20 protein-coding genes and 1 tRNA gene are annotated in these 19,070 nt (G+C 66.6%); 16 read left to right on the top strand and 5 right to left on the bottom strand.

The window, feature by feature from the left end; genetic code table 11:
• Positions 1-62: 62 nt before the first annotated feature.
• A complete protein-coding gene (locus ACGF5C_RS03980) occupies positions 63-692 on the bottom strand; it encodes a tyrosine-type recombinase/integrase (RefSeq protein ID WP_393296497.1) in 630 nt (209 codons plus the stop codon).
• Between ACGF5C_RS03980 and ACGF5C_RS03975 the strand changes: the two genes are divergently transcribed.
• Positions 645-1,124, top strand: a complete 480-nt coding sequence (locus ACGF5C_RS03975; RefSeq protein ID WP_393296505.1) for a hypothetical protein — start codon at positions 645-647, stop codon at positions 1,122-1,124. The genes ACGF5C_RS03980 and ACGF5C_RS03975 overlap by 48 nt on opposite strands.
• A 702-nt stretch (positions 1,125-1,826) precedes the next feature.
• Here ACGF5C_RS03975 and ACGF5C_RS03970 read toward each other — a convergent pair.
• Positions 1,827-2,321, bottom strand: coding sequence for a YajQ family cyclic di-GMP-binding protein (locus ACGF5C_RS03970; RefSeq protein WP_350681660.1), 495 nt, complete (start codon positions 2,319-2,321; stop codon positions 1,827-1,829).
• A 148-nt stretch (positions 2,322-2,469) separates the two neighbouring features.
• Here ACGF5C_RS03970 and ACGF5C_RS03965 point away from each other — a divergent pair.
• From ACGF5C_RS03965 to ACGF5C_RS03955, 3 genes are all read left to right on the top strand, one after another.
• Positions 2,470-2,553 (top strand) — tRNA-Tyr (locus ACGF5C_RS03965).
• 569 nt (positions 2,554-3,122) lie between these two features.
• Positions 3,123-3,965 (top strand): hypothetical protein, encoded by an 843-nt coding sequence (locus tag ACGF5C_RS03960; protein ID WP_393296405.1) that lies wholly within the window; start codon positions 3,123-3,125, stop codon positions 3,963-3,965.
• A 634-nt stretch (positions 3,966-4,599) separates the two neighbouring features.
• Positions 4,600-5,484: a DNA adenine methylase gene (locus ACGF5C_RS03955; RefSeq protein WP_393296403.1), complete on the top strand. Its 885-nt coding sequence runs from the start codon at positions 4,600-4,602 to the stop codon at positions 5,482-5,484.
• Between the two features lie 30 nt (positions 5,485-5,514).
• Here the strand turns inward: ACGF5C_RS03955 and ACGF5C_RS03950 are convergent, their stop codons facing one another.
• Positions 5,515-7,086: a hypothetical protein gene (locus tag ACGF5C_RS03950; RefSeq protein WP_393296401.1), complete on the bottom strand. Its 1,572-nt coding sequence runs from the start codon at positions 7,084-7,086 to the stop codon at positions 5,515-5,517.
• A 425-nt stretch (positions 7,087-7,511) separates the two neighbouring features.
• Positions 7,512-7,934, bottom strand: coding sequence for a GntR family transcriptional regulator (locus tag ACGF5C_RS03945; protein WP_393296399.1), 423 nt, complete (start codon positions 7,932-7,934; stop codon positions 7,512-7,514).
• Positions 7,935-8,483: 549 nt separating this feature from the next.
• On the opposite strand from ACGF5C_RS03945, the gene ACGF5C_RS03940 reads away from it, so the two are divergent.
• The 4 genes from ACGF5C_RS03940 (at position 8,484) to ACGF5C_RS03925 (ending at position 10,885) form a co-directional block, all read left to right on the top strand.
• Entirely contained in the window at positions 8,484-8,816 is a 333-nt protein-coding gene (locus tag ACGF5C_RS03940; RefSeq protein WP_393296398.1) for a hypothetical protein, read from the top strand.
• A complete protein-coding gene (locus tag ACGF5C_RS03935; protein WP_393296396.1) occupies positions 8,809-9,150 on the top strand; it encodes a precorrin-4 C11-methyltransferase in 342 nt (113 codons plus the stop codon). Before ACGF5C_RS03940 ends, ACGF5C_RS03935 begins: the two co-directional genes overlap by 8 nt.
• A gap of 149 nt (positions 9,151-9,299) precedes the next feature.
• Positions 9,300-10,121 carry a GntR family transcriptional regulator gene (locus ACGF5C_RS03930; RefSeq protein WP_393296394.1) on the top strand — a complete coding sequence of 274 codons (822 nt, stop codon included), beginning with the start codon at positions 9,300-9,302 and terminating at the stop codon, positions 10,119-10,121.
• On the top strand, positions 10,109-10,885 hold the full coding sequence (locus ACGF5C_RS03925; protein WP_393296392.1) for a glycosyltransferase family 2 protein: 777 nt from the start codon (positions 10,109-10,111) through the stop codon (positions 10,883-10,885). Before ACGF5C_RS03930 ends, ACGF5C_RS03925 begins: the two co-directional genes overlap by 13 nt.
• Here ACGF5C_RS03925 and ACGF5C_RS03920 read toward each other — a convergent pair.
• The gene (locus tag ACGF5C_RS03920; protein WP_393296495.1) at positions 10,869-11,330 is read right to left on the bottom strand and encodes a hypothetical protein; all 462 of its coding nucleotides are present in this window, start codon (positions 11,328-11,330) and stop codon (positions 10,869-10,871) included. The two genes, ACGF5C_RS03925 and ACGF5C_RS03920, sit on opposite strands and share 17 nt — an antisense overlap.
• Before the next feature lie 1,033 nt (positions 11,331-12,363).
• Here ACGF5C_RS03920 and ACGF5C_RS03915 point away from each other — a divergent pair.
• The 8 genes from ACGF5C_RS03915 to ACGF5C_RS03880 all read left to right on the top strand — a co-directional run bounded on the left by ACGF5C_RS03915 (position 12,364) and on the right by ACGF5C_RS03880 (position 19,062).
• Positions 12,364-12,759 carry a transcriptional regulator gene (locus ACGF5C_RS03915; protein ID WP_166456973.1) on the top strand — a complete coding sequence of 132 codons (396 nt, stop codon included), beginning with the start codon at positions 12,364-12,366 and terminating at the stop codon, positions 12,757-12,759.
• 274 nt (positions 12,760-13,033) lie between these two features.
• Positions 13,034-14,650 carry an FtsK/SpoIIIE domain-containing protein gene (locus tag ACGF5C_RS03910; protein WP_393296390.1) on the top strand — a complete coding sequence of 539 codons (1,617 nt, stop codon included), beginning with the start codon at positions 13,034-13,036 and terminating at the stop codon, positions 14,648-14,650.
• Entirely contained in the window at positions 14,647-14,907 is a 261-nt protein-coding gene (locus tag ACGF5C_RS03905) for a hypothetical protein (protein ID WP_393296388.1), read from the top strand. The genes ACGF5C_RS03910 and ACGF5C_RS03905 overlap by 4 nt, the downstream gene beginning before the upstream one ends.
• 4 nt (positions 14,908-14,911) lie before the next feature.
• Entirely contained in the window at positions 14,912-15,103 is a 192-nt protein-coding gene (locus ACGF5C_RS03900) for a hypothetical protein (RefSeq protein WP_393296386.1), read from the top strand.
• Positions 15,100-15,675 carry a DUF2637 domain-containing protein gene (locus tag ACGF5C_RS03895; protein WP_393296384.1) on the top strand — a complete coding sequence of 192 codons (576 nt, stop codon included), beginning with the start codon at positions 15,100-15,102 and terminating at the stop codon, positions 15,673-15,675. Before ACGF5C_RS03900 ends, ACGF5C_RS03895 begins: the two co-directional genes overlap by 4 nt.
• Positions 15,672-17,447 carry a replication initiator gene (locus ACGF5C_RS03890; RefSeq protein WP_393296383.1) on the top strand — a complete coding sequence of 592 codons (1,776 nt, stop codon included), beginning with the start codon at positions 15,672-15,674 and terminating at the stop codon, positions 17,445-17,447. The genes ACGF5C_RS03895 and ACGF5C_RS03890 overlap by 4 nt, the downstream gene beginning before the upstream one ends.
• On the top strand, positions 17,444-17,629 hold the full coding sequence (locus tag ACGF5C_RS03885) for an AlpA family transcriptional regulator (protein WP_018784531.1): 186 nt from the start codon (positions 17,444-17,446) through the stop codon (positions 17,627-17,629). The genes ACGF5C_RS03890 and ACGF5C_RS03885 overlap by 4 nt, the downstream gene beginning before the upstream one ends.
• Positions 17,626-19,062, top strand: a complete 1,437-nt coding sequence (locus ACGF5C_RS03880) for a tyrosine-type recombinase/integrase (protein WP_393296381.1) — start codon at positions 17,626-17,628, stop codon at positions 19,060-19,062. Before ACGF5C_RS03885 ends, ACGF5C_RS03880 begins: the two co-directional genes overlap by 4 nt.
• Positions 19,063-19,070: the final 8 nt, after the last annotated feature.

Below are 19,070 nucleotides of genomic sequence, written 5' to 3'. Positions count from 1 at the left end.
ACCGGGCGAAGCACCACGGAGCCCGACCGCAGGGGTGCAGGCTGTCGCCGGGCCGCCGGCCGTCAGACGGAAATGCCGAACGACGACCGACGGCAACGACGTCCGCCCAGGCTGCAGCAGGTCGAAGACCTGATGATCAGCCAAGGCGGCTGAGGCTTACCGGTAGTTCGTGAACTGGAGGGATACCGGCCGCTACCAGCCAAAACACCGCCATGATCGCCGCTAGGCCGTCGCCAGGCCGTCCGAGGACAGCCCAAGCACCTTGCCCGGCGCGTGCGGTCCTCGCTGGTCGGCATGAGGTGGGTGTAGGTGCGCAGGGTGAACCCGGGATCGGCGTGGCCCAGGTACTCCGACAGCGCCTTGACGCTCTCTCCGGCATCGAGCAGGACCGAGGCGTAGAAGTGCCGCAGCGCGTGCATTCCGGTGGCCCGGGAGGACTGGATGCCAGCGGCCGTCAGAGCGGGATGCCAGTAGTCCCGGTTCAACGTGTGACGATCCATGGCGACGTTCGTCCGGCCGTAAACGACCAGGTGACGTGGCGGGCCGGGCGGCGGCCCACTTCCCAAGAGGCCTCGCCGCGAATCAAGGCACCTTCCAAACTGACGGTGCGCCCATCTGCGTAGACCGAGTGCCAAGATTGGCCGATGCAGGAGGAGCGGTACCGGGCCGCAGTTAACCGCGCGAGAGGACACCTCAGCGCCGGGGGCCGCCTCAACTCTGTACTGGCCACGCTGCGAGCCGACGGACTGAGTGAAATCGAGTGCATCGAGGCCATACGCGAACTGCTGGATGTGCACATCGGCCGAGCAAGGGCGCTGGTGTACCTCAGCCCTGCCTTCGCCGGTCGCCGGGATGAGAAGGGTGCGGGACCTGAAAGCCTTATCGGTGCACTGCAGGAGGTCAACGAGATCGCGCAACGAAGCGGCCTTGCCCAAGTCGCGGGTTCGGCCACAGAACTTGCCGGGGATCCAGAACAGCAACTCGGCGACCTTCGTGCTGCGCTAGCCCTCGCGTTGGACATGGTCGTGGTTGAACGGGACTCGGCCGACCGGAGGGTGCTCATCGTCCCTACAGACGGCGAGATCCTCGACGAAGTTCGCCGGCTGCGGGGGCTGAGTGACTAGCTGGGTGACAACCCAGACGGACGCGGGCGGACAAGCACGGACCTTGAGGGACCGTGTTCGCAGGTGAAGGCCGGTGAATCGGCAGGTCAAGGCCGCGCGTTTGTTGCCTGGGGGTCAAGGAGTCGGTGGCTCTGGTGCTAGGTCGGGGGCAGGTCAACAGGTAGCGTGACGCCCCGCCGGATGGTCGCAGGCGCCGCTGTTTGCCCAAGGGGCACGATGAATCAACCGCTATTGACCAAAGGAAATGCAATGGTCCAACGCCACCGTGATGACCCCGAAGTGGCGATCTCCCTCGACCGTGCCATCGAGATCGCCCGCGACCTAGAGTGCATCGTCGTCTCGCTCGACAGAATCGGATCCCGCCAAGCAGGCGGCGCGGCTGACGCGGAGACGGTGGACCGCTTTCTCGCGGATTGGCGAGTTGCGCAGCGCCTTGCGCGGGCACGTGGGGTCATGTGGGACGCCATCGCAACGGTTGTCGGTGAGGAGGCCGTTGAGGAGATCGCCGGTAGGGTGCCGCGGTTCCCAGGGGAGCCTCTGCACGACGAAGGGCTGAGTTCCCCATCCGGTCACGGCCAACCTGCCAGGCCGTCGCCAGGCCGTCGAGCGCCGAACAAGAGCGACCAATGACGACCAGTGGCGACGGTGTCTGCCCAGGTGACAAGGCGTGGCCGGCCCGATGACCAGGCCGGCCGGGCCTGCTTACCTGTAGTTCGTGAACTGAAGGGCGACGCCGAAGTCCTCGCCCTTGAGCAGCGCGATGACGGCCTGGAGGTCATCCTTCTTCTTGCCGGTGACGCGGAGCTGGTCGCCCTGGATCTGCGCCTGGACGCCCTTCGGGCCCTCGTCGCGGATCTTCTTGCTGATCGCCTTGGCCTTGTCCGAGTCGATGCCCTGGATGACCTTGCAGTCGATCTTGAAGGTCTTGCCCGACGAGCGCGGGTCGCCGGCGTCCAGCGACTTCAGCGAGATGTTCCGCTTGACCAGCTTCTCCTTGAAGACCTCCAGCGCGGCCCGCACCCGCTCCTCGGTCTCCGCCTGGAGGCTGATCGCCTCCTCGCCCGACCAGGAGATCTCCGCGCCGGTGCCCCGGAAGTCGAACCGCGTCGCGAGCTCCTTCTCCGCCTGGCGGAGGGCGTTGTCGACCTCCTGGCGGTCGACCTTGCTCACGATGTCGAACGACGGGTTCGCTGCCATGCTCATGCTCCTGCTGTCCGGCGGTTTGTGGTCCTGTGTCCCCCGCTGACCAGCGGTACGACCCCCTGACGGTACCCGGTTGCGCGCCTGCCGGGGGGAGCCGCTATCCTTGCTTCCGCTGCCGCGTTACGACGCGGTGGGGTGCACTGGCGGGTTGCCCGAGCGGCCAATGGGAGCGGACTGTAAATCCGTCGCGAAAGCTACAGAGGTTCGAATCCTCTACCCGCCACCAGGAGCACCAACGGCCCCTGACCAGCAGGAATGCTGATCAGGGGCCGTTGTCGTTTGTCTGGCCGAGTCCGGCTGCGTCCAGCCGTTGACGACTGGTTGTGGGCAGATCGTGGGCAGGCCGATCTTGCCGCCGAGGGCTCCTCTGGGGCTGTGACTGTTGGGTGCTGGTGGCGCTTGCCGGGCTGGCGGGCCGCCGGCGTACCGGCCGGCTGAGGGCACCGCGCTGGCGTGTTGCTGGCTGCGGGAGGCAGGCCGGGGGCAAGCCAGTCCCGGGGTTGGACTGGCGCGGCAGCCGGAAGCCCCGACCCTCGACAAGGTCGACCCGTTCGGCTTCCGTACCGCCTGCCCGTGATCGTGCCGCTCTTGGGGGCGGCGGTCCGGCGGTAGTCGGTGGCTCTCCGCCCCAGCGCCGAAGGCGGCCGGGGCGGGTTGCCGCCGGCCGGCTCACCGCCCCCGCGCCGCGCGGAGCGCGGCGCCTTGATCCCTAAGAGGCCAATTCGGCAATTTACTTCAGAGGGAAGTGCCGATACAGTAACTACTTCTAGGATCGACCCTAACGAAGTAGGCCGAGTGGTTGAAGTCAAGTATGCCGAGTATCGCGATTACCTGCAGAAGCGCCAAGCAGCGAACAGTTCCATCATGGCGCTCTTGGCGGGATCAAAGCTTGCGGGCCACCTACTCTCCCTCACCACAGGCTCGAATAGAACCCTGTCCGAGATCTTCCCAAAAGTCGATCATATTCGTACTTTCAACCTGAAGAGCCAGGTAGCGACGGATATTCTCGAAGACGCTGAGCATCACCTAGGCCTAATGGCAGTGCCCTACCTGCTCGCCATCCACGAGGACTACCTTAAGGAGTGCCTGTTTCTACTTAGCGATGCAGGGCTAATCAGGCGACGGCAGGCGAGGGACGCCAAGGCAGCGACGGTGCACACGCTCTTCGAAACCCACTCATCGACCGCTCTGCCCGTTGAATCAATCGAGCTATATGACCTGATCAGACTGATGCGAAACTGCGTAATCCACAGGGGTGGCACCGCTAGCGAGGACTTGGCGAAGGCGTCGTCTGCCATGTCGACGTCGGCAGCCACGGCCTGGACGAAGATGACTACGCAGCCTCCGCCGACCTTCGCGAAGCTAGATCGCGTGCGGTTAGGCTACTCGGAGACGGTCGCAACTCTCGCCGTCACGAAGAAGATTGCTCGTGCCGTCAACAGCGGTCTTGCTGCCTGTTGCCCGAGAGATATGTGGCTTGAGCGCCTTGTGGACGACTACGAGGCCCATGATAATCGACCGGCGGCGGCGGATAAGCGGATGAGGCTTGCCCGCGGCATCAGCAACTTCAACTATTTCCCATTGCAGTTCAAGGACGTCGAGATCCGTGCTGCGTTGAAAGGGCGAGGCCACCTATAAAGCAAGCTAGGCCCCGCTCAAGCGGGGCCTAACTTGGAGGTAAAAGCGGGGCTCTGCCAGTTGAGCTACATCCACCACGGAATGGTGGCGCTGGGATTCGAACCCAGATCTCCCGTTTTCGTGAAGGCTGGAACTGTGAGTCCCTAGGGCTACACCCGCCTCCGAACCAGGCAAGCGTACCACGGCGCAGCATGGGACCGCATGGGTCTAGGCGTAGGAACCTCGATGATCATCTGAGCGGTCACGCCCGCCCTGCTACCACCAGGAGGGCGTGTCTACACCAGCCACATCAAGCCGAGCACCCCGCGACCTTGCCGGGGCCTGGGGGACCAGACAACATGCTCTGATCCGCGCGGCGCTGCTGATCGGCAAGCATGGAGAGGCGGCCACGCTGACCAGCCGATATCTTCGTTACTCCGGCAGTGCTGCAGGCCGGCGTAAGAGCAGGCAGAGGGGACGACCCAGGCGATCACGCACCGAATACTTGCGGTCCACGGGGAAGATCCATCAGTCTATGCAATACGCGGGCATGTTCTGTGTCCGCTGCGGTGCGCTTGGTCGCCAAGGCTGCTGCCATGCGCAGCTGTCGCGCGGCTACCAAGTCCGTCAGCAATATTGCTCAGGGAGGTTGCAGGTGACAGAGTCGAGTACCGCGCCTCTAGAGGTTAGGGCATGGGGGAGAACTGCGGCAGCAAGTCCGCTGAGGTATCCAGGCGGTAAGGCTGCGCTTGCTGGTCTCTTCGGTGGGCTCATCGGCCGGCTTGGAGCCGAGTCCGCCCGTTATGTCGAGCCTTATGCTGGCGGGGCAGGTGCCGGGATCGCTTTACTGAAGCAAGATATGGTTCAGGAATTAGTCATCAACGACATTGATCCCGCCGTCTACTGCTTCTGGCTTGCAGTTACCTCGAAGTCGCAGGAGTTTGCCGCCAAGATTTCTGACACACCGTTAACTGTGGAAGAGTGGCGGAATCAAAAACAAATATACCGGGGCGCCGACGAGTCAGATCCGCTGTCGTTGGGGTTCGCTTTTTTCTACCTCAACCGAACTAACCGCTCTGGCATCCTCCACGCCGGCCCCATTGGTGGAGTTCGTCAGAACGGGAATTACAAGATTGACGCTCGGTTTAACCGGGATCAGCTCGCTGAGCGTGTATCTGTAATCGGAAAGCTTGCAGCGCGAATTACTGTGCTCGGCCGCGATGGAATGTCGATCGTGAAAGAGTTCGTGACAGATGAATCAACATTCATATACGTCGACCCGCCGTATGTTGAGATGGGCGGGAGTCTCTATCTGAATGCATTCACCCATCGGGATCACTCGGACTTGGCGCAGGTCCTGAACCAGCACCCCGAAGGTAACTGGGTGGTGACCTACGACCCATCGGACCTGATCCGGCAGCTATACAAAGACCATCATGTCAGGGAATACCAACTCAGCTACAGCGCTCATCGTGCGGGAAAGGCGCGCGAATTGTTCATTGCGTCGCGTCCTATCGCTCGTCAGCTGCTTCCCGTCTAGTCTGGGATGGCCTAGCAGGCATTTGGCTTGCTAGCTACCTACGATTTCGATCAAGATCGGCTTGATCCGGTCCCATGCTTCATGAACGTCCCTGCCTGCCACAAATGAATCGGGCTCGTGATTGCTTGCGTTCAGGGAGAAGGCGGTCCCGGCGTACTGAGCTGCCGGCATTCTGCCCTTGCGGTTTATCGCATTGATAAGGGATGTCATCCGCTGGTCATTCTGGTATGCTGAAGCCAGTTCAGTCATACATGCGCCCAATTGCTTGCCGGTTAGCCGCATTTGCCGGACAGTCGCGAAGTGGTCCTTGATGGAGCATTCGAGTACGGTGCGCAGCAGATCGTGTGCGGCGTTAGGGAAGTCTCGGACGTCCAGACGTTGCAATTCCTCGAACCGTCGCCGCAAACCCGATGAAGACCCCTTGTATTCGAAGCCTTCCATGTCAAGCCTGGAGCGGGTTTCGCCTCGGTTCGGTCCACGCGAGCCAGGCTGCCCCGTAGGTCCTGTCTGGTGCCCGGTGCCACCCGACCCCGTTTCCGGGCCAGTGGCGCTAGGCCTGCCGCCGGCCGGGCCAGTCCCACCGCTAGGCCTACCGCCGGCCGGGCCAGTCCCGCTGCTGGGGCCGGCGATGTCAGCGTCTGACCCGTCTGAATTGCCGGATCCGGGTACGCTCGTTGACCCGTTCTGGCTTGCGCTGAGGTCTTCCTCAGCGCCTGTGGGATCTGACGCATGGGTTTCAATGCCACCGACAAGCTGGCGCAGTTGCTCCGCAAAAATGTTGTGCTCGTCCTTGGCTGATCTGAGCTCGGGGGATCGAGTGTTCAGCCTCTTGGCACGGAACTCTTCCAGCAGGTACATCAGGCCGCGGCGCTGCCCGTCAGACAGTCGCTTACTGACGAGTCGCCCGTCTTTATCGAAGTTGAGACCAAGCGCTTGCCGGATCTTAGGCAATTCATAAGCGTACTCGAACGAAGTCATTTTTAGCTGACTGGTCTTGACAAATTCTTCAAGGCCGGGATCGTCATACTTCATGCTGCGAATAAGCTCACGCATCTCACCCATGCGAATAAAGCTAGCTATCGGAGTGGTCCCTATGGGATATAGCGTTCGCAGGTCGTCAACAGTGACTGAGGGTGACAGTTGGGCATGGTAGAAAACGGCCTGTTGCTCACGTAGCCAAGATTTCTTCGCATTCCGCGTATGCAGTCTCGCCAACAGCGGCTGAGCCGCCTCGCGAGATGGCGCCACCATTACGCGGACCTGCGTCGGCGTGTCGGCATCGGGATAGCGGCTAAGCAGTCTTTCTATTCGCGGAGCGGACTTGCCCAACAACTCAGGATTATGAATAGCTTTGAGTGCGGTGATGCGGCGGTTTCCCTCTACAACAACGCGCCGGCCGTCGTCCATCACTACGACTGGCAAGTCGTTGTCCAAGTAACCGTCGCGGAGAATGTCACGTACCAGATCTAGCAGGTCCTCTGCCTCGACGAGGTAATTCGCGATCGCGGATTCGTCGAGGGCCTCGGCTGGGATTCGGACGTTGCGCAGATCAAGCTCTAGTTCGTCAAGGTCTCGATCCTCGATCGGCCAACGCATATCCATTCCCCCTGCATCTCCTTAGCGACCCCGTTCTCTGCTGACAGGCAATGTTCGGGTCAGCCGTGGGCTCGGGCCTCGGGGCGCCAGGTTCGATACCCTAGCCGAACGAGGGGGTGTTCACCATCCCTGCACTGGGCCGATCCTGGACTGCTTCAATGAGGTCCACCGCGGGCCAGATGTCGAACAGCGGACCGCGATTGTCCCGCATAGAGAAGACTTCGCGGTTCTTCTGTCCGGTGGCCGACAGCAATGCAGGCTACCGAATCTGTCGCGTCGCTGGCGGGCCGCGACCGCTGGGGGGTGCCGCCAGGTGCTTGAGTCTGCGTGGCGCCGAGCGGAGACCAGTCCGGACCGGCCCTGTGGCTGTCGACGCGAGCAGCCCCCGACGTGGGCGGCTCTTGAGGAGATATCGGGGCTGCAAGCAGGGACTAATCGTTTGGTCGAAGCAACCTGTAGGTTCTGACGACTGCTTCAACGACGCCATTCGTGCGGTCAATGCTCTGTTGTTCGACTAGAGCCGTACCGACCTCGACGGCGAAAAGGGCCGCAAGCTCCGGGTCTGCGGCGACTTCCCGCAGTCCGGTCTCGGGGCGGGCACCTGTGGTTGCTCTGCTTCCCAGGGGGTGAGGGCTTGCGTAGGTGCCGCGGCCGTGTTCGGTGACGACCAGGGCGGTCTCCCGCAAGACCGCTATAGCTTGGCGGATTGTGCCGCGACTCGCCCGGAACTCGACAGTGAGGACACTCTCGGCTGGCAGGAGGGCACCGGGCGGGATGACCCCGCTCTCGATGCGTCTTCTCAGCTCGGCGGCGATGACGCGGTAGCGGGGCTGTCCGTAGTGCGGGGCGGGCACCTGCTCACCGTACCTGGCACTTGTCTTACCAAGTGCCAACCAGCGACCCGTTTCGACGTATGGACAACACATCCACTTGTAGGTACGTTTCCCGATGTGCGGCCAGAGTGACGGCCTGTATCAGGGGTGGTGCCATGCCGCTCCTGGCCGCACCTGACGTGCGGCGTCCTGTCGGACCGGTTGCGGTAGCCGCGCGTACAAGTTGGCTCGGCGATACCCGACCCGTCTGCGTCGGACGGTGCGCCGTGCCTTCATCCGGGCCGGTGGCCGGCTGCATTCCCCCGCGGCTGGCCACCGGTCCCCGCCTACCCGTGGAGGTGCGATGTCCGGCTCTCATCGTCGGCGCCGCTGGTTCTCGTCCTGGTGGTCCTGGATGCGCCCGTCAACCCGGGCCGTCAGCACCGACATTCTGTCGAGTCCACGCCCGGCTTCTGTACCGCCTTTGCAACGGTGGTCCGTGGGGCCGACGCGAGAGTTGCCCGCGCTGCGTTATGCGCCATTGATGACGCGGGCGCAGGCCTACCGGGGCAACGGTGGGCGGTGGCCGCGATGAGCCGCACGAGCAAACCGGCCGACGTCACGAGTCACCCGGACTGGTGTGCCCCGGATCGCTGCGGCCACCTGGTGCCGCCGCTGATGACGCACATGGCCCGCCGCCATCGCGGGCCGATGCACCGGGTCGGTGACACCCGGGCGGGTGGGCTCATCGTTACGTACCTCATCGGTGCCGACGCCCGGACGCCCTTGATCGCGGTTCATGCGACGTGCCGGGCCGGGAACGCCTGGGCGGAGTTGCCGCTGCCGCAGGTTGCCCAACTGGTCGAGCAGCTCCGCGGGCTTATGAAGCAAGCTGGCGGCCATCAGGGGGCCGACGATGAGTGAGGGCGAACCCGTTACGGAGCGGCCGTCGTCGTCGATCGTGTCGGTCGTGTGCCCGGTGTGGTGCCGGGGCTGCGGACCGAACGACCCGATGCATCGGGGCTTCCCGACCACCATCGGGCGGGAGCGGACCGGCTGGGTCAGCCTCCAACTGCTAATCGACCGGTTCGCGCGCCGGGACCTAGCCGTGAAGCTCGACGCGACCCGCTACGGCGCAACGCAGACAGTGCTCCTGTCGCCGGCGCAGGTGGACCGGCTCATTGACGAGCTGACGCATGCCCGTCTGGCGATGCTGCCACCCGTTGGTCGACGCGAACGGGCGGGGGAGATCCGGTGAACAGCAGCAACCGTCGGGGTGTAGCCCCCTCTCGCACTCTCGGCCCGCGCCGTGTGCAGTCGCCGCGGGCAGCGGTAGTGGTCCCTCCGGTTCCCGAGCGGCCGGCCGGGGGGACCACCTGGCAGACGTTGGAACGTCTAGGGGGTACGGTGACCGGTGTGCATGGCCGGGACTGGCGCCCACGCTACCTACAACTCGCGGAGGAGTTGCGGGCGAAAATCATGAGCGGAGAGCTAGCCCCCGGCACGCTAATGCCCAGCGAAACCGAGCTAGCTGAGACGTCCGGCCTGTCCCGGACCAGCGTGCGCAACGCGATCCGGCAGCTCCGGGAATGGGGCCTGGTCCGGGCCGAGCAGGGGCGCGGCACCTACGTGCGGGCACCCCGCCAACGGGTGCGCCGTCGCAACACCGAGCGGTACCAGTGGGAGAAGGACCGGGTCCTGCTCGACGAGGCCGAGCGGTTGAAGACCGGCGCTATCGAGCACGACACCGGCCTCACCGTCGACGACCTCAAGTTCCACGCCGAGTACTCCCGCGTCGACGCGGACGAGGAGATGGCGGCGGCCTTGCAGGTCGAGCCGGGTACGCCGCTGCTGCGCCGGGTCTACTGGACGTCCTCCCGCCACGAGAACGCGCCGCTGACGCTGTCGTACTCGTACCTGCCGTACGACTTGGTGGCCGCGAACCCGGACCTGCTCGACGAGAGCAAGGAGCCATGGCCTGGCGGTACGCAGCACCAGCTCTACACGCTAGGCATCGAGCTGGACCGGATTGACGACGAGGTTCGGGCCCGGCCACCGTCACCTGATGAGGCCGAGCTGCTGGACATCGACCCGGGCGTCTCCGTGCTCACCGTGCGGAAGACCTCGGTCGATACCACGGGCCGCGTCGTCGAGGTCGCCGACGCGGTGATGCCGGGTGACCGCACAGAGCTTGTTTACTCCCACAAACTCCAACGGTGGAAAACTTGACGCAGCTCGTCTCGGTCATTACCCCGGTCCACGCGCCCAGCATCGAGCACCTTGGTGGCGCCTACGAGTCGTTGGCTAAGCAGGAAATGCCTGCCGGTTGGGACTGGCAATGGCTTGTCCAGGAAGACGGGCAGACCGGCGCCCTGGTCGACGCGCTGCCCGACGATCCTCGGATCAGCCTCGGCTCCGGCCGTCCCGGTGGGCCTGGTGTGGCTCGCACCTTGGCCCTGTCCCGAGTGTCCGGGGAACTCATCAAGGTCTTGGACGCTGATGACCAGTTGACCCCCGGTGCGCTGGCCCGGGACATCGCCGCGTTCACCGCGCATCCGCAGATCGGCTGGACCACCTCGCGGGTACTCGACTTGCTGCCCGACGGGTCAACCGCCGGATGGGAGAAGGACCCGGCCGGCGGAGTCGTCGCCCGCGGCTCCGTCCTGTCCTTCTGGCGCGCCAACGACTACCGGGCATCGGTGCATCCGGCGACGCTCTGCCTGCGGCGGGATCTTGTCTTCGCCCTGGGTGGCTGGATGGCCCTGCCCGCCAGCGAGGACACCGGCCTCCTGCTCGCTGCCAACGCGGTCAGCGAAGGTTACTTCACCCGCGAGTACGGCCTGCTCTACCGCAAGTGGCCCGGCCAGGTCACCAGCCAGGCCGCGCACCGGGAACCGTCCGAGTATCAGGCCCGCATGAGGATCATCGAGGCCAGAGCCAACGCCCTGGCCTCAATGCTCCCGCACGGCCTACCGCTCACGCCTCTGGCGTAGCCTCGTGCCCCGGCATGCCATGGGTGCGGCGCCGCTGCTTCATCTCTGCCTCGTAGATGTGCCGGCGCCCGCCGGCCAACTTCTCCCGCGCATCCCGCTCGATCTCCTGGAACGCGGCGTAGTAGCCGTCGTCGAACTCCTCCACGATCTGGAAGGTCCACCGGCCCGGTAGCACGTTGCGCCCCAACAGTTCGTGCTCGACCCGGTCGGCCATCGCGTCGTGTCTGGCCTCGCGGAGCAGCTTCACCACCCGGTCGAGGGTGAGATCCGCGCCGCCGACGAGCTGGTGCGCGGAGTACAGGTGACCCCGCACTCGGTGGATCGTCTCCAGCGCCTTACTCAACTCGCCTAGCGCCTCGACGGTCGTGTCGTCCACGCCCGCCGGCCGCGAGTGGCCTTCGTCGACAGCCTGGCTCCCCTGCTTATCCGCCATGGCGGTGCCTATACCCAGTGGCGAGAGCTTAAAGCGTGGGGCTGCGGAGTGCGTCAGCGCGAATGGCGCAGCTACAGGAGATGCCGGTCCTGGTCAAGGAGCCACGCGGTACCTCAAAGAATCGCCCTCCCAAGATCAGAGTTTGGCGTCAATTCGAGGAGTGTCGCTTGCAATTATTCCCGCCCGTATGGCTATGATTCTTTCCGAGTCAGACTCGACCGACCTGCGACGCGCAAGCAGCCCGGTCGCCTCCTCAACGTCGGAGGCGATCCGTTCATGTCGCCGCGAGGAGGTGGAGTATGACCAGGTCCCCCAAGAGGCCCAGGCCCCGCAAGGCGCGGGGTCGGGTCCGTAGGAACGATTCCTGCCGGCGTCGCCGACTGGTGGACGCGCTCAGCTGGTTCTTTAAGCTCAGCACGCCCATCATGGCATCGCTGATCATGGAAATGTTCAGGGATGGGGATGGGGGCCGGCCCACCTAGTTGGTTAGGTAGGCCGACCGCCCGACGGGCTCCCGCCTTCGCTTCCTAGGGCACGGCGGGGGCCCGTTCCTGCATGGGAACCTCCCGCTCTTCACGACAGGTCACCACATCTTCGGTGGAAGCTCGATGCGTTGAACGTGCAACGCACCTCAACTTCCAAACCTCAGCTTATAGAAGTGCACTCTACACACGTCACACATGGCGTTCTATGCACGCCACACTTGCAGTATCTACTGATCTACTTAGTTGCTGGCCTCTGTTGCAGCTTTCCGATCACCGGTTTGAATCGCGCGACCGGAGCGCTGGATTCGCATCCAGCTTCCGCGCGTGCAATCCGATACCGCTAGCAACTCTGCTTGCAAGCAAGTTTGCTAGCAAGCACGCCTCCTTGCAAGCTTCGCCGTCGCTCGGGCGCAGCTGAGGGCGGCCCACCAGTGAGGGTCCAGGTAGGCGATCGCTAACGGCATTCCCGGGGCCCACGAAGGTTGTTGACTTGTCTGCCAAGTGCCGTCTACCTTGGAGCCTCAACTTGGCAGACATGCCAACAACCTGGAGGTTGAGCGATGGCTCTGCGTGGCGGTACGAGGTTCGCCGTGCGTTGTGAGGACGTGTTCCCGGCGGGGTGCGCGTTGGTGCCCGAGTCGCTGGGTGAGGTGGAGGACTACGACGAGAAGACGGGTCGGCGGTCGCCGGCGAAGGACAAGCTGACCGGCCAGCGGGTGTGGCAGGTGCGGGTGATGGACCTCGACCCGGAGCTTGGCAAGCGCTCCCGGGAGACGACGGTGAAGATCTCGGCGGACTACCAGCCGGTTCCGCCGACGGGCGCCCCGTTCGAGGCGGTCGAGTTCGAGGGCATGACGGTCACGCCGTACGTGTCGAACAACGGTCGGATGGCGTACTCGCTGCGGGCGACCGGGATGCGTGCGCCGGCGGGCGTGGCCAAGAAGGCGGCGGCGTAGCCGCATCAGGTGGGGGCGGGGCTGTCAGGTCTTGGCGGACGGCAGCCCCGCCCTCTGTCTCTTTCCCCTGCTCTGTCGAGAGAGGTAGTGACGTGTCCAAGCGTAGGCGTTCGGCTGCCCCGGCTCAGCCTCGGTGCGGCGTCTGTCAGTCCCGGTTCGACCCGGCCGGCGGCGCGGCTGACCGCTGCCCGCTCTGCGTCGGGCAACTCGTTCTTCCCCTTCCTCCGGTCCGGGACTCGTCGGGTCGGTTCGTGTCGCTGCGGGGTGCGCGATGATGCGCCGGCCGCGTGGCGAGGTGGTGATGACGACCGCCGGGGATCTGATGGTGATTCGGCCAAAGCGGTTCGAGCTGCCGATGTGGGTGGTCGTGCTCGGCCTGGTGCTGCGCTGGCTCGCCCGGGGCTGCTGGTGGTGTCTGCGCCACCCGGTCACCGTGGGCCTGGCCGTGCTCGCCGTCGTCCTCTACGCCGATCACGGCTGGGCGGGCCTGGTCGTGCCGCTGGTCCTGGCGTCGGCGGTGTCGGCCGTGTGGCGGTGGCGGGACGAAGCGTCCTGGTGGCGGTGGTGCGCTGGGCCGCTGCTCGGCCGGTTCCGTCAGGTCTTCGTGTACCGGCGGGCGTGGCGTGAGGCCATGACCCTGTGCGGCCTCGCCGAGACGTACGACCATCGGGCGGTCCTGCCCGAGCTGCTGCGCGTGCGCTCGGATCAGGCCCTCGACGTGCTGACCATCCGCATGGTCCGCGGGCAGACCCCGGCCGACTTCCAGAAGGTCACGGCGAACCTTGCGTACGCCTTCGGCCGGCGGCACGCCCGGGTGTACTCCGAGCGGCCCGAGGACCCGCCGACCCGTACCGGCTACTGGGCGCTGGTGCTCGGGTTGGTGGACCGGGTGCGGTTCCGTGACCGGCCGACCGTGGTCTACCTGGTGCTCGTCCGCACCGACGCCCTGCGGCCGGTCGTGGCGCCGTTCGACGCTCCGGCCGTCCCGGACTTCACCGCTCTTCCCCTCGCGCGGCGGGAAGACCTGGGCACATGGTCCCTGCACCTGCTCGCCACGCACGTCCTCATCGGCGGGGCCACCCGGTCCGGCAAGGGCTCGGTGCTCTGGTCGCTGGTTCGGTCGCTGGCCGGCGGCATCACCTCCGGCCTGGTCCGGCTCTGGGTGATCGACCCCAAGGGCGGGATGGAGTTCGCCATGGGCCGGCCGCTGTTCGCCCGGTTCGCCTGCAAGTCCTTCGAGGCAATGGCCGACCTCCTCGACGAGGCCGTGACGGTCATGCGGGAACGACAGACCCGGCTCGCCGGAACCGTCCGGGTGCACACCCCGACCGAAGCTGACCCCCTGGTCGTGGTCGTCATCGACGAGATGGCCGCGCTCACCGCGTACCTGCAAGACGTCGACCTGCGAAAGCGCATCGCAGGATCGCTGGGCCTGTTGCTGTCCCAGGGTGCCGGGGTCGGCGTGCTGGTCGTGGCCGCGTTGCAGGACCCCCGCAAGGAGGTGCTGCCGTTCCGGGACCTGTTCCCGACCCGGATCGCGCTCGGCCTGACCGAAGCGGCACAGGTCGACCTCGTGTTGGGCGACGGCGCACGCAACCGGGGCGCCCTGGCCGACCAGATGCCCCGCTGGGCCAAGGGCGTCGGCTACGTGATCCTTGACGGCACCCCCGAACCCCTGCGGGTCCGGTTCTCCTACATCACCGATGACCACATCCGCGACCTTGCCCGGGAATACCCGGCCCCGGCAGACGCGGCGGACATCCTCGCCCAGGTCGGCCGCGAGTCGACCACCGAACCGGTCCGGCCGTCCCTGCCCCGGCCGCGTCGCGGGCCACTGCTGCCCGACGCGCTGCGCAACATCCTCGACGCCGACGGGGGTGAGCCGCGGTGACCGCCCCGACGGACAGCCGGCGCTTCTACCGGCTGCGCGCACCGAACCCGACCGGCCCGACGGCGGTATCCGTCCGCGTCGACCCGGACCGGCCCGACCCGTACCCGCTCTATCTCGCCGTCGGTGGCGGCCGGCGCCGCATGTACCTCACTCCCGACGAGGCGTGGGCGCTGTGGCGCTGCCTCTCCGAAGCGGTGGCCTCCCTCGGCGACCCGCCCGACCACATCCGCACCCGCGTCACCCCGGCCCGGAGGTAACCCGATGACGTCCCTCAAGCGCTTCTTCCTCGGCACCCACCGACTCAAGCCGCTGCACATCGAGCTGAACGACTCCCCGGACCGGCTCGCCGCCGCCCTGCACGGACTGGCGCACATGGTCAACCGCCGCCGCGACCTCGATGGGCAGCGCATCAGCATTACCCTCACCGTCCGCAGCCCCCGGGGTGGCCGATGATCCGCCACCGGGCCGAGTCCGGCGTACGGGTGCTGATCCTCCTCGCCATCGGCACCATGGCCGGTGCTGCCGCCTTCACCCATGTCCACGACCTGACCGTTGCCCACGGCCAGCCCGACTGGATCGGCTGGGCCAACGCTGTAGCCGTCGAGCTGATGGCGATCTACCTTGGCTTGGAGATCCGCGCCCGCCGTCGCGCCGGTCGTCCCGTCGGCCTGGTCGGCGTGCTCCTGGTCGCGTTCGCGCTGCTCTCCCTCGCCGCCCAGGTCGCGGAAGCCGAACCGTCGGTGTGGGGCTGGATCGTGGCGGCCGTTCCGTCGCTGGCGTTTCTCGCCCTGGTGAAGGTCGTCCTGTCCAGCGCACCCGCGACCGTCCCGGCTCCTGAGCCGGACCAACCGCGCATCGACTGGACCTATGAGGTCCCGGAGCAGGTCGTCACCGAGCCTGAACCGGAGCGACCGGCTGAGCCGACCGTGCCCGCCCCAGCGGTCCGCCCGGCCCCGTCGGCGGTGCTGCCTCCGCTCGGCGTCGTCCAGCCCAACCGGCCCCAGGTCGTCGGGATCATCCGATGACTGCTCCGACCCTGCCCGGTCTCGCCCCCGCCGCCCCGACCCCGGTTGCTCCTCGGCCGGGGTCGCGGGCGGCCCGCATGGCGCTACCCCGCTCGGTCGACGTGCTGAAAGAGATCGCGGCCGAGTACGGCGTCTGCGTCCGCCCGCTGGCGATGCGCCGCACTGACCTCGACACCGGCCTGACCGAGGTCATCGACCTGCCCTGCGGGGCGACCCGCGAAGACAAGTGCGCGCCGTGCGCGAAGAAGAACCGCCGGCTGCGCCAGGCCCAAATCCGGGAGGGCTGGCACCGCGACGACGAGCCACTACCCGGCCCGGAACCCGCGACCGAGGAACAGAAATCGCTGATCCTGCTTCGGGCGCACTTCGAGTTCGCCCGGGACGAAGCATGCCGGGCCAGTCAGTACGACCAGGTCGCCGATCTCGACGAGGCAATCCGCGAGGTGGAAGAGGCCATCGCCGCTGAGGGCCTGCGCGGGCGCGTCGGGCCTCCCCAAGGCAACGTCGACGAGGACCAGGACGACGAGCCCGGCCGCCGGCGCAAGCGCTCCACCAGGCGGCGCCAGGATGCCCCCGACCTGCCCCGGCGCAAGGTCGAGCGGCGCACCGTCGGCAAGACCTACACCGCCCCCGACGGCTCGACCTTCCGGCCGTCCATGTGGCTCACGCTCACGCTCGACTCGTACGGGCCGGTCCGCCCCGACGGCACCCCGGTCAACCCCGACCGGTACGACTACCGCCGCGCCGCCTGGGACGCCGTGCACTTCCCCCGGCTGCTCGACCGGTTCTGGCAGAACCTACGTCGCTGCGAGGGCTGGAACGTCCAGTACGCCGGCTGCGTCGAGCCGCAACGTCGTCTCGCCCCACACGCCCACTTCGCCATCCGAGGCACCATCCCCCGCGATGTGCTGCGTACCGTGGCGGCGGCGACCTATCACCAGGTGTGGTGGCCCTCGGTCGAAGTCCAGCGGTACACCCTCGACCGGCTCCCGGTCTGGGACGAGCAGGCGGCTGCATGGGTCGACCCCGACACCCGCGAGCCTCTGACCACCTGGACGGAAGCACTCGACGCCATCGACGACGACCCGGACGCCGAGCCCGTGCACGTCGTCCGCTTTGGCGCCCAGGTCGACGCCCGCGGCGTCATGCCCGGCACCGAGGACGCGGAGCGCACCATCCGGTACGTCACGAAGTACATCACCAAGCACACCGGCGACTGCCACAAGGCGACCACCGACCGGCAGCGCAAGCACCTCGACCGGCTCTGGCAGCAACTCCAGCTCACGCCATGCACCGACCGGTGCGCGAACTGGCTGCTCTACGGCGTCCAGCCGAAGAAGGCGCACGCGAAGCTCAAGCCGGGCCGCTGCAAGGGCAAGGTGCACCAGCGGGACACCCTCGGCATCGGCGGCCGGCGAATTCTCATCTCCCGCGACTGGTCCGGCAAGACCCTCGCCGACCACAAACACGACACGCGGGCCTGGGTCCGGGCACTGCTCGGCGCCACCACCGACAGCGGCACAGCCGGCGAGACCGGGCAGCCCGTCGACGACCAGGGCGCCACCACCGAACGGGTCCGGCACGCCTGGGAACTCGCCCGCCCCGACGACCCCGACGTGGGACCCCTGTCCTACCGGCTCATGCGGTCGATCAGCGAACGCGCCCGCTGGCGGTCCGAACTGCTCGCCGCCAAGGACCGGGCCGCGCAGGGGTCCTCAGATCTTTCGGCAACTCAGCACAGCGCACAGCACCACGGGGAGGAAACGCAGTGAACGAGGAGTTGTTGACCGTGCCGGAAGTGCTCGCCGAGCTGCGCGTACCGCGCTCGACCTGGTTCTACTGGCGGCAGACCGGCAAGGGACCGCGGGTGATCAAGCTCCCGAACGGGCAGCTGCGGGTCCGCCGGTCGGCGCTGGGCCGGTGGCTCGGTGAGCTGGAGCAGGACGCCGCGTGAAGAGCTACGAGGTTCAGATCTGGGAGATCGGCAAGCGCGCTGACCGGAAGGCTCGGCCGTGGCGGGTCCGCTGGGCGGTGAGCGGCCAGCGCTTCGAGGAGATGTTCCGTACCAAGGCGCTGGCGCACTCGTTTCGCGCCGAGCTGGTCCAGGCGGCCAACGCGGGGGAGCCGTTCGATCCGGCCACCGGGCGCCCGGTCTCTGAGGCCAGAACCAAGAACCCCACCACCTGGTACGCGCACAGCCGCGCGTACGTCGAGATGAAGTGGCCCCGGGCGGCGGCCAAGACCCGGCGGTCGATCGTCGAGGCGCTGACCTCGATCACGGTGACCCTGACCCGGCCGACGAAGCGGGGCCGACCGGATGACGCCGTGCTCCGTGAGGCGCTGTACCTCTACGGGCTGAACCCGCGTCGCTGGTCCGACGAGATCCCGGCCGACCACGCGGCGGCACTCGCCTGGCTGGAAACCGCGTCGCTACCGGTCGTCGAGCTGGACTCGCCCGCGATGGTCCGCCGAGTCCTCGACAGCCTGTGTGTACGCCTCGACGGCAAGCCCGCGGCTGCCTCCACCGTCCAGCGCAAGCGGGCCACCTTCTACAACGCGCTCGGGTACGCCGTCGAGCTGGAACTGATCGCGTCCAACCCCGTCGACCGGGTCCAGTGGACCGCCCCCGAGGTCGCGCAGTCCATCGACCGGCGGGTGGTGGCAAACCCCGCTCAGGTCGCCACGCTGTTGGAGGCGGTGAAATCTCTCGGCAAACGCGCCGACAAGGTCACAGCCTTCTTCGGCTGCCTCTACTACGCGGGCATGCGGCCCTCGGAAGCGGCCGACCTACGGCGGGAGGACTGCGACCTTCCCGGGCGCTGCCTTGGTTGCGGGACCGACTTTGACGACCTGGCGGTGGTGAAGCCTTCCCCGTCATGCGACCACGAGAAGATTGAGTACCGCTGGGGTCGCCTGGTGCTCGCCGGCACTGCCCCGCGCGTCGGGTCCCACTGGACCGATGACGGCGGCTCCCACGAACAACGCGGACTCAAGCACCGCGGCCGGCAGGAAACCCGGGCAGTCCCGATCCCGCCTCGGCTCGTCGAACTGCTGTGCGCGCACGTCGAGAACCACGGCGTCGGCCCGGATGGTCGGTTCTTCCGTGGTCTGCACGGCGGGCCGCTCTCCGAGTCGGTCTACGACCGGTGGTGGAAGCTCGCCCGAGAGAAGGCGCTGACCGAATCGCAGGTCGCCTCGCCGCTCGTCCGCCGGCCCTACGACCTGCGTCACGCGGCGGCCTCGCTCTGGCTGAATGCTGGCGTCCCGCCCACCGAGGTAGCCCGGCGCCTGGGCCACGGCGTCGCCGTCCTGCTCCGCGTCTACGCCAACTGCATCGACGGCGGCGACGACACCATGAACGACAAGATCGGGAATGCCCTCGGATGACCGGTTGT

Source organism: Micromonospora sp. NPDC047620 (assembly GCF_043205005.1).
Lineage (GTDB): Bacteria > Actinomycetota > Actinomycetes > Mycobacteriales > Micromonosporaceae > Micromonospora.
The sequence above is the reverse complement of the archived record's forward strand: the minus strand, read 5'-3'. Positions and strand labels throughout refer to the sequence as shown.